Raw genomic sequence first — 10,078 nt, forward strand, 5'->3', positions numbered from 1 at the left:
ATCATCCAGGTCCAGATGCCGGCCGCGGTGGCGACGGAGGTGACGTAGAGGAACGCCTTTTCCGGGACGACGTAGTTCAGGACGACGCCGATGCCCATGAGCGCGACGGAGACCGTGACGCCGACGGCGGGCGTCTTGCGGGCGTTGAGCTTGGCGAACGCCTGCGGGGCCTCGCTGTTGGCGGCCAGGTCGCGCAGCATGCGGCCGGTGGAGTACATGCCCGAGTTGCAGGACGACAGGGCCGCGGTGAGCACCACGAAGTTGACGATGCCCGCGGCGAGCGGGATGCCGATCTCGCCGAAGGCGTGGACGAAGGGGCTCTCGCCGGCGGAGAACTCGGTCCACTTGACGACGGAGAGGATCACCAGCAGCGCGCCGACGTAGAAGACGATGATGCGCCAGGGCAGCGTGTTGATGGCCTTGGGCAGGGTCTTCTCGGGGTTCTCGGACTCGCCCGCGGTGACGCCGACGAGTTCGACGGCGAGGTAGGCGAACATGACGCCCTGCAGCGTCATCAGGCTGGAGCCGATGCCGTTCGGGAAGAAGCCGCCGTGCGACCAGAGGTTGGAGACGCCGGCGGTGTCACCGGCGTCGGAGAAGCCGAGGGTGAGCACGCCGAGTCCGATGACGATCATGCCGATGATGGCCGTGACCTTGATCATCGAGAACCAGAACTCGACCTCTCCGAAGATCTTGACGGAGATCAGGTTGACACCGAAGAGCACCACCAGGAAGACCAGGGCGCTGACCCACTGCGGGATCTCCGGGAACCAGAAGTGGATATATATCGCGGCGGCGGTGAGCTCGGCCATGCCGGTGACCACCCACATGAGCCAGTACGTCCAGCCCGTGACGAACCCGAAGAACGGGCCGAGAAACTCACGGGCGTACTCGGCGAAGGAGCCGGAGACGGGCCGGTAGAGGAGCAGCTCGCCCAGGGCCCGCATGATGAAGAAGATCACGACGCCCGCGAGGGCGTACATGAGGATGATGCTGGGGCCGGCCTTGGCGATGTTCGCGCCGGCGCCCATGAACAGGCCGACGCCGATGGCGCCGCCGATCGCGATCATCTGGACCTGGCGGCTGCCGAGTCCGCGCTCGTACCCCTCTTCGGAGACGTTTTCCGATTCGACCTGCGCAGAGGTCATGTGTGGTGCGCCTTTCTCCATGCCGACCCGGGCCCGCGTCGACCTCGGATCGGGTTTCGATCCCCCCGGAATGATGGAGCTGAGCGGGCCCGGAAGCCCGCTCGTGCCTGGCCGGCGGTTGCCGGCTCGGTGGCGCACCCGGCCGAACATTCGGGTGGTGTTCTGCCGGGCGGTCGTGAAGATCTATCACGGCCGCAACACGGAGCACAGGGGTGGGATGTGGCGCACCACACAGAGAAAAGCGGACAAAGCGCTTTCGAGGTGACCATAGAAGGCGGGTGCGGTGACGTGATCGTTATCCGGATTTGAGTGTCCTCTGAGCGAACACCGATCGATCACCCGCTGGTCACAAGACCTGCGCTGATCAGGCCATAAGGGTTCCGACCAGCGTCTCCTGGAGTCCACCGAGCCAGAGGTAGGCCATCACCATCGGCTTGCGGGGGTCGTCGTCCGGGAGGCGGTAGAGAAGGTCGGTGTCCTCGTCCTCGGTGATCTCCAGCCGTGAGCCGATCGCGAGCCGCAGGTCGTTCAGCGCGCCCAGCCACTGCTGCGACTCCGCCGGCGACAGCTTCAGCACCGCGCCGCCCTCGCCGGCCGCGGCCGAGGAGAGCGCGTCGAGGGAGCGGATCACCGCGAGGGCGCTCTCCCGCTTGCCGGCCCGCAGGTCGTTCTCGGTGTACCGCCGGAACTCCGCGGAGTGCGCCCGCTGCTCCTCGGCGTCCCGGGGCGAAGCGGGCTGCTCGGGGTCGCTGTAGGCGTCCGGGAAGAGCCGCCGCAGCACCGGGTCGGTGGGCGGCTCGCTCGGGCCCTCCGCGAACAGCTCGGCGAGCGGATCGTCGGGGGCGTCCTCGGCGGGGCCGGGGCCGATGAGCTCCAGGAGCTGGACGGCCAGCGACCGGATGATGGAGATCTCGACGTCGTCGAGGGCGACGGCCGCGCCGCCGCCGGGGAGCGGTTCGAAGGTTCCGGGCATGAACGCCTTTTCGCTGCTGGGCGGAGAGCTGGCTACTTGCGGTCCTGCTGGAGGGTGGCCCACAGGCCGTAGCCGTGCATGGCCTGCACGTCGCGTTCCATCTCCTCGCGGCTGCCGCTGGAGACGACCGCCCGGCCCTTGTGGTGGACGTCGAGCATGAGCTTGGTGGCCTTGTCCTTGGAGTAGCCGAAGTACGACTGGAAGACGTACGTCACGTAGCTCATGAGATTGACCGGGTCGTTGTGGACGATGGTGACCCACGGGACATCCGGCTCGGGTACGGCGAAGACCTCCTCCGCCGACTCGGTGCGTTCGATCTCCAGGGGCGCGGGTGACGTCACACTGCCCATGCTGCCACCCGAGGGGGGTAGTCGCACAAACGGGCCTGGCCGCAAGGCGATCGCGTGTCCGCGGACCGCAATCGTCAGATTGACGAAATGGGGGTACGCTCCTCTCCATGCTGCGGACACCGGGGGGCGAACCCCCGGACCCCCGGCCGACACACCACACGGCGAGAAACGGCGAGGAGAGCTGACGTGGACGTAGCGGACCTTGGGCTGCCGGTGGATGTTCCGTCGACGGCGCTCTTCACGGACCAGTACGAGCTGACGATGCTGCGGGCCGCGCTCGCGTCGGGCACGGCCGAGCGGCGGAGCGTGTTCGAGGTCTTCACCCGGCGGCTGCCGAACGGGCGCCGCTACGGCGTCGTGGGCGGCACCGGACGGGTGCTGGACGCGGTGGAGAACTTCCGCTTCGACACGGCCGTGCTGACCTTCCTGCGCGAACGGGAGATCGTCGACGAGGAGACCCTGGAGTGGCTGGCCGGCTACCGGTTCCGCGGCGACATCTGGGGCTACCCCGAGGGCGAGGTGTACTTCCCGGGCTCGCCGATCATGCGGGTCGAGGGCACCTTCGCCGAGTGCGTGCTGCTGGAGACCGTGATCCTTTCGATCCTCAACCACGACTCGGCGATCGCCGCGGCGGCCTCGCGGATGTCGGCGGCCGCGGGTGACCGGCCGCTGATCGAGATGGGCGCCCGGCGCACGCACGAGCTGGCGGCGGTGGCGGCCTCCCGGGCCGCCTACGTCGGCGGCTTCGCGACCACCTCCGACCTCGCGGCCGGCTTCCGCTACGGCATCCCGACCGTCGGCACCTCCGCGCACGCCTTCACCCTGCTGCACGACAGCGAGCGCGACGCCTTCCAGGCCCAGGTGAACACGCTGGGCCGGGGCACCACCCTGCTGGTGGACACCTACGACGTCGCCGAGGCGGTCCGCACGGCCGTCGAGGTCGCCGGAACCGAGCTGGGCGCGGTGCGGATCGACTCCGGGGATCTGCTGCTGGTGGCCGCACGCGTCCGCGCCCTGTCCGGCGCCCGGCGCGGACGTCTGGGGCTCGCGCTGCTGCTCGGGAGCCTCGCGCTGGGCAGTGCCGTGGGGCTCATGGCCACCTCCGGGTGGCTCATCTCGCGCGCCTCGCAGCAGCCGCCCGTGCTGTATCTGATGATGGCCGTCACCGCGACGCGGGCGTTCGGGATCGGACGCGCCGTCTTCCGGTACGCCGAGCGGCTGGTGTCGCACGACGCCGTGCTGCGGATGCTGGCGGATACCCGGGTCGCGGTGTTCCGCAGGCTGGAGCGACTGGCGCCGGCCGGGCTGCGCCGGGTCCGCCGGGGTGATCTGCTCTCCCGGCTGGTGGCGGACGTGGACGCGCTGCAGGACTACTGGCTGCGGTGGCTGCTGCCGGCCGGGGCGGCCGTCGTCGTGTCGGCCGCCTCGGTCGGTTTCACCGCATGGCTGCTGCCCGAGGCCGGGGCGGTGCTCGCGGCCGGGCTCCTGGCGGCGGGGGTCGGCGTGCCGCTGCTCACCGGCGCTGTGGCCCGGCGGGCCGAGCACAGGCTGGCGCCCGCCCGCGGGGTGCTCGCGACACGGGTGGCCGACCTGCTCACCGGCACCGCGGAGCTGACCGTTGCCGGTGCGCTGCCCGTGCGGACCCCCAGGCACGCGAGGCCGACGGGGTGCTCACCCGGATCACCTCGCGCGCCGCCACCGCCACCGCCCTGGGCGACGGCCTCACCGCGCTGATCTCCGGACTGACCGTCACCGCCGCCGCGCTGGTCGGTGCGCAGGCGGTCGCCTCCGGGCGGCTCGACGGCGTGACCATGGCTGTCGTCGTCCTCACCCCGCTCGCCGCCTTCGAGGCCGTGCTCGGGCTGCCGCTCGCCGTGCAGTACCGGCAGCGCGTGCGGCGGAGTGCGGAGCGGGTGTACGAAGTGCTGGACGCCCCGGAGCCCGTGCGGGAGCCGGAGCGGCCCCGGCAGGCGCCCGCGTCGCCGTTCCCTCTTGTCGTCGCGGGGCTGACCGCACGGCACGCCGGGCAGAACCGGGACGCCCTCGCCGGACTGGGCCTGACCCTCGAAGAGGGCCGCCGGATCGCCGTGGTCGGCCCTTCCGGCTCCGGCAAGACCACGCTGGCGCAGGTATTGCTGCGGTTCCTCGACGCGCAGGCGGGCTCGTACACACTGGCGGGCGTGAACGCGTACGGGCTGCGCAGTGACGACGTACGGGGGCTCGTCGGGCTGTGTGCGCAGGACGCGCACCTCTTCGACAGCTCGCTGCGCGAGAACCTGCTGCTCGCCAGGAAGGACGCCACCGAGGAGCAGCTGCGCGGCGCGCTCGGCCGCGCCCGGCTGCTGGACTGGGCCGACAGCCTGCCCGACGGGCTCGACACGCTCGTCGGCGAGCACGGGGCGCGGCTGTCGGGAGGGCAGCGGCAGCGGCTGGCTCTGGCCCGGGCACTCCTCGCCGACTTCCCCGTGCTGGTGCTGGACGAGCCCGCCGAGCACCTCGACCTGGCGACCGCCGATGCGCTCACCGCCGATCTGCTGGCCGCCACGGCGGGCCGGACGACGCTGCTCATCACGCACCGGCTGGCGGGCCTCGAAGCGGTCGACGAGGTGATCGTGCTGGACGAGGGACGGGTGGTGCAACGCGGACCGTACGCGGAGCTGTTGGCGGCGGACGGGCCGCTGCGGGGGATGGCTGAGCGGGAGGCGGCGGCGGAGTCGTTGGTGGGGGCGAGGTAGGCCCTCGACCTCGGCGCCCTCGGCCGGCGTCCGGAAACGGCGCGCACTGGGCCGTTCGGCGCAGCCGGTCCCCCGGCCGTACGACGTGAACAGGACCGGGTCGGCCGTGCTGGGTGACGATCGCTGACATGCGCTCATATCGCCGTCATCGGCTGCTCGTTCCGGTCCTGCTGTGCGCGCTGGCCGTGCTCGCGGCCCGGCCGACGGCGGCCGGCAAGGATCCCGGGAGCGACACCGGCACCGGCACCGGCCCGGCCACCGGCCTCAGCGCCGAGGTCGTGCGGCTGTACGAGGAGGCCGCGGTGGCGACGCAGCAGTACGAGGCCGGGCGCAAGGAGGCCGAGGACCAGCGGGCCGAAGCCCAGCGTGCGGAGGCACTCCTGGACATGCAGCGGCGGCACATCGCCGTCCTGCACGAGGATCTGGGCCGGATCGCGCGGGCGCAGTACCGCAGCAGTGGTGGTCTGCCGGTGGCCGCCCACATGATTCTGGCCGACAGCCCCGAGGGACTGATGCGAGGCCAGCACGCCTTCTCGCAGGCGGATCTCGCCGTGAACAACGCGATCTCCAAGAACAAGCGGGCCGAGGCCCGGCTCGCGGCGGACGAGGCCAGGGCCGCGGCCCAGTGGCAGGCGCTGGAGAAGCGCAACATCCGGCTCGCCGGTCTGAAGGCGGACATCGAGCGGAAGCTGGAGGCGGCCCGCTCGGAGCTCCAGGGGCAGGCGGACGCCGCGGTCGCCGCCGGGGCGTGCCGTGGGGCCGTCCGGCTGGATCAGCCGGAGACGGGCTTGACCGACGGCGACTGGGTCGCGCCGGTCGAGACGTACGAGCTGTCGGCGCCCTACGGCAGCGGTGGTGCGCGGTGGTCGAACCGGCACACCGGGCAGGACTTCGCGGTTCCGATCGGCACTCCGGTGCGGGCGGTGGGTGCGGGCCGGGTCGTGAAGGTGTCCTGCGGTGGTCCCTTCGGCATGGAGATCGTGCTCAAGCACGCGGGCGGCTACTACACGCAGTACGCCCATCTCGCTTCCCTCGCGGTCGACCAGGGGGAGCACGTCAGCCCCGGGCAGTGGATCGGCCAGTCGGGCACCACGGGCAACTCCACCGGGCCGCACCTGCACTTCGAGGCCCGGGTCACACCGGAGTCGGGCTCGGCGCTGAACCCGGTGTCGTGGCTGTCGGCGCGCGGGGTGTCCCTCTGAAAGCCCCCGGCCCCGGCGGCTACGGCAGTTCCGTCAGCAACTGCTCGATCACGACCGCCACTCCGTCGTCGTTGTTCGCGACCGTCCGCCCCGAGGCGGCGGCGATCACGTCCGGGTGCGCGTTGCCCATCGCGTACGACCGGCCCGCCCAGGTCAGCATCTCCACGTCGTTCGGCATGTCGCCGAAGGCCACGACCTGCTCGTGCGAGATGCCGCGCTCGGCACAGCACAGGGCGAGGGTGCTGGCCTTGGACACTCCGGGGCCACTGATCTCGAGCAGGGCGCTGGGGCTGGAGCGCGTGACGTCGGCACGGTCGCCGATGGCGAGACGGGCCAGGGTCAGGAAGGCGTCGGGGTCGATCTCGGGGTGGTAGGCGAGGATCTTCAGCACCGGCTCCGCGGCGGCCGGATGGTCCGGGCCCAGCAGCTTCTCGGCCGGGGCGAGGCTGTCCGGTATCTCCATGTGCAGCTTCGGGTACGCCGGCTCCTGATAGAAGCCGTACGTCTGCTCCACCGCGTACACCGTGCCCGGCGCCGCGTCGCGCAGCCGCCGTACGGAGTCCAGGGCGTTCTCCCGGGCCAGCTCCCGCACCTTCACGAACCGGTGGGCGCCGGGGCCGCCGTGCAGGTCGACCACGGCGGCGCCGTTGCCGCAGATCGCCAGGCCGTGGCCGTGCACGTGGTCGCTGACGACGTCCATCCAGCGGGCCGGGCGGCCCGTGACGAAGAAGACCTCGATGCCCGCCTCCTCGGCGGCGGCCAGCGCGGCGACCGTGCGCGGGGACACCGACTTGTCGTCGCGCAGCAGGGTGCCGTCGAGGTCGGTGGCGATCAGCCGCGGCGGGAGGGTCTCGGCCGCGGTCTCGGGCTGTCGGGTCGCTGAGGTCACCCGGCTATTGTCCCGCACATGCCTGCACGGGCGTGCGGGGCTCCGCACAGGTGAGTGGATACCGCCCTCACCAGGAGCCTTTCACCAAGGTCTCGCCGGGTGCCCTTCACCAGGAGGCCTCGCCAGAGCCCCCGGCACACCCGACCGCCTCAGCGCAGCTGCGCCGGCGCCTCCATCGCGATCTGCTCGAAGACCTTCTCGTCGGCTGCGAACGGCGAGTCGGGGATAGGCCAGTGGATCACGATCTCCGTGAAGCCCAGTTCCACATGCCGTCCGGCGAAGTCCACGAACGCGTTCAGGGACTGGAGCGGGGCGACACGGTCGGGCGTGAATCCGGTGAGCAGGACCCGGTCGAGATCGGTCATGTCCCGGCCGACCTCGGCGCAGATGTCGTCGAGCGTCTCCGCCTGCCCGCGAATGGCCTGAATCGACTGTTCAGGAGTGCCGTTGTCGTACAGCTTGGGGTCGCCGGTGGTCACCCATGCCTGCCCGAACCGGGCGGCGAGCCGCATCCCGCGCGGCCCGGTGGCAGCCACCGCGAAGGGCAGCCTGGGCCGCTGCACGCAGCCGGGGATGTTCCGCGCCTCGTGGGCGGAGTAGAAGTCACCCTCGTACGACACGGCGTCCTCGCTGAGCAGCCGGTCCAGCATCGGGACGAACTCGGCGAAGCGGTCGGCGCGCTCGCGCGGCGTCCACGGTTCCTGGCCGAGCGCGGTGGCATCGAAGCCGGAGCCGCCCGCACCGATACCCAGCGTGACCCGCCCGCCGGAGATGTCGTCGAGGGAGATCAGCTCCTTGGCGAGGGTCACGGGGTGCCGGAAGTTCGGCGAGGTCACCAGCGTGCCGAGCCGCAGCCGGTCGGTGACGCTCGCGGCGGCCGTGAGGGTCGGTACGGCGCCGAACCACGGGCCGTCCCGGAAGGTGCGCCAGGACAGGTGGTCGTAGGTGTACGCGGTGTGGAAGCCGAGCTGCTCGGCACGTGTCCAGGCCGAACGGCCGCCTTCGTGCCAACGGCGGTACGGGAGGATCACGGTGCTCAGACGCAGACTCATGGCATCGAGCGTAAGGGAGCGACGATGGTGACACGTGTTTCACGTGAAACAGTCACCGTGCGCGCCCGGGTGAAAACGGGAACAGGGCGCGGTCGGGCCGACATCGTCGTCGTGGCGCGGTCGGCCGGATGCGGCAGGTCAGTGCGGTTCGGGGAAGCGCAGATACCGTGCCGGAACGGCCTCGGTCAGCCAGACCCCGTTCGCGCTCATGTGGAAGACATGTCCGTCGTGGTGCATGGCGCCCGCGTCCACAGCCAGCACGACCGGCCGGCCCCGGCGGGCGCCGACGCGGGTCGCCGTCTCCCGGTCGGGCGAGAGATGCACGGCATGCCGGTTCATCGGACGGAGCCCCTCGGCCCGGATCGCGTCCAGACTGCGGGCGACGGTGCCGTGGTAGAGATGGGCGGGCGGGGCGGCCGGCGCCAGGCCTAGGTCGACCTCCACGCTGTGGCCCTGGCTGGCGCGGATCCGGGTGCCTTCGACGGCGAAACGCCGCTTGTCGTTGGTGGCGACGACCTGGTCCAGTTCGTCGCGGGTGAATCGGAAGCCGTGTGCGGTGGCCGCGGCAATCAACGTGTCGATCTCCACCCAGCCGGCCTCGTCGAGCGTGAGCCCGATGCGTTCGGGCTGGTGGCGCAGATGCTTCGACAGGTACTTCGACACCTTCACGGTGCGTCTCTCGTCCATCCCACAAGGGTGCGGAAGAGACGGGAATCACGCGATCGAGTTTCACTTCCGAGGTTTGATCCACAACCAAGTATGTTTATCCACAGGGGAATGGGCGGTTCTGTGGACAACTGGCCTTCACCGCAAGGTTTTTGAGCCCTCGGCCTCACACCGGCGGCTTCACCCGCGCGAGGCCCCGCAGCGCCCCCGGCGCCCACCGCGACAGCCAGCGCGCACCCCGCGCCTCCGGAGTCACCGGCACCACCGCCTCATTGCGCGTCACCGCCCGCAGGATCGCACGGGCGACCTTCTCAGGCGGATAGTTCCGCAGCCCGTACAGACGGGCGGTGCGCTTCTGCAGCCGCTTCTCCTCCAGCGCATCGACCCCGGCGAAGCGCGCCGTCGACGTGATGGCGGTGTTCACGATGCCGGGGCAGACCGCGGTCACGCCGATCCCCTGCCCGGCGAGCTCGGCCCGCAGACACTCGCTGAGCATCAGCACGGCGGCCTTGGAGGTGCTGTACGCGGGCAGCGCCCGGGACGGCTGGTAGGCCGCGGCCGACGCCACGTTGACGATGTGGCCGCCCTGCCCGCGCTCGGCCATCCGCCTGCCGAAGAGCCGGCAGCCGTGGATGACACCCCACAGGTTGACGTCGAGGACCTTCTTCCAGTCCTCCGGGGTGGTGTCGAAGAAGGAGCCGGACAGCCCGATCCCGGCGTTGTTCACGAGGACGTCCACCACTCCGTACTCCATGGTGACCTTGTCGGCGAGCTTCTCCATGGCCTGTTCGTCGGAGACGTCGGCGGCCTCCGCCCAGGCATCGGGGGCGCCCAGCCGGAGGGAGGACTCGGCGGTGCGGGCCGCGGCCTCCGCGTTCCGGTCGACGGCCACCACCCGGGCGCCGGCCTCGGCGAACGCGAGCGCCGTAGCCCGCCCAATGCCGCTGCCCGCACCGGTGACCAGCACGGCCGGGGCACCTTCCGCAACTGGGACTACCCGATCCGGCGGCAGATCTTCTCCGGGTTCCGCACGGCCCGGTCGGAGGACGTCTGATGTGCCGGC

General features: G+C 71.2%; 7 protein-coding genes and 3 pseudogenes. 3 read left to right on the forward strand and 7 right to left on the reverse strand.

The window, feature by feature from the left end; genetic code table 11:
• The 3 genes from ABZ281_RS21955 to clpS form a co-directional block, all read right to left on the reverse strand.
• Nucleotides 1-1,148, reverse strand: a 1,148-nt coding sequence (locus ABZ281_RS21955) for an amino acid permease (RefSeq protein WP_356657869.1), incomplete at its 3' end; no start/stop codon positions are given.
• Nucleotides 1,149-1,512: 364 nt separating this feature from the next.
• Nucleotides 1,513-2,121, reverse strand: a complete 609-nt coding sequence (locus ABZ281_RS21960; protein ID WP_356657871.1) for a DUF2017 domain-containing protein — start codon at nucleotides 2,119-2,121, stop codon at nucleotides 1,513-1,515.
• A 32-nt stretch (nucleotides 2,122-2,153) separates the two neighbouring features.
• Nucleotides 2,154-2,471: an ATP-dependent Clp protease adapter ClpS gene (clpS, locus tag ABZ281_RS21965; RefSeq protein ID WP_031102986.1), complete on the reverse strand. Its 318-nt coding sequence runs from the start codon at nucleotides 2,469-2,471 to the stop codon at nucleotides 2,154-2,156.
• Between the two features lie 186 nt (nucleotides 2,472-2,657).
• Here clpS and pncB point away from each other — a divergent pair.
• From pncB to ABZ281_RS21980, 3 genes and pseudogenes are all read left to right on the forward strand, one after another.
• Nucleotides 2,658-3,482 (forward strand): annotated as a pseudogene (gene pncB / locus ABZ281_RS21970) (nicotinate phosphoribosyltransferase); the annotation flags it as partial.
• Nucleotides 3,471-5,206 (forward strand): annotated as a pseudogene (cydC, locus tag ABZ281_RS21975) (thiol reductant ABC exporter subunit CydC); the annotation flags it as partial. The pseudogenes pncB and cydC, both read left to right, overlap by 12 nt.
• A gap of 128 nt (nucleotides 5,207-5,334) precedes the next feature.
• Nucleotides 5,335-6,408 (forward strand): M23 family metallopeptidase, encoded by a 1,074-nt coding sequence (locus tag ABZ281_RS21980; protein WP_356657873.1) that lies wholly within the window; start codon nucleotides 5,335-5,337, stop codon nucleotides 6,406-6,408.
• A gap of 19 nt (nucleotides 6,409-6,427) precedes the next feature.
• On the opposite strand, the gene ABZ281_RS21985 is transcribed toward ABZ281_RS21980, so the two are convergent.
• From ABZ281_RS21985 to ABZ281_RS22000, 4 genes and pseudogenes are all read right to left on the reverse strand, one after another.
• Nucleotides 6,428-7,297 (reverse strand): HAD hydrolase family protein, encoded by an 870-nt coding sequence (locus tag ABZ281_RS21985; protein ID WP_356657875.1) that lies wholly within the window; start codon nucleotides 7,295-7,297, stop codon nucleotides 6,428-6,430.
• 149 nt (nucleotides 7,298-7,446) lie between these two features.
• Nucleotides 7,447-8,349, reverse strand: coding sequence for an LLM class flavin-dependent oxidoreductase (locus tag ABZ281_RS21990; RefSeq protein ID WP_356657877.1), 903 nt, complete (start codon nucleotides 8,347-8,349; stop codon nucleotides 7,447-7,449).
• Between the two features lie 138 nt (nucleotides 8,350-8,487).
• Entirely contained in the window at nucleotides 8,488-9,036 is a 549-nt protein-coding gene (locus ABZ281_RS21995; RefSeq protein WP_356657879.1) for an RNA 2'-phosphotransferase, read from the reverse strand.
• A 145-nt stretch (nucleotides 9,037-9,181) separates the two neighbouring features.
• Nucleotides 9,182-9,982 (reverse strand): annotated as a pseudogene (locus tag ABZ281_RS22000) (SDR family NAD(P)-dependent oxidoreductase); the annotation flags it as partial.
• Nucleotides 9,983-10,078 lie beyond the last annotated feature (96 nt).

It is taken from the genome of Streptomyces sp. NPDC006265, assembly GCF_040613555.1.
GTDB lineage: Bacteria > Actinomycetota > Actinomycetes > Streptomycetales > Streptomycetaceae > Streptomyces.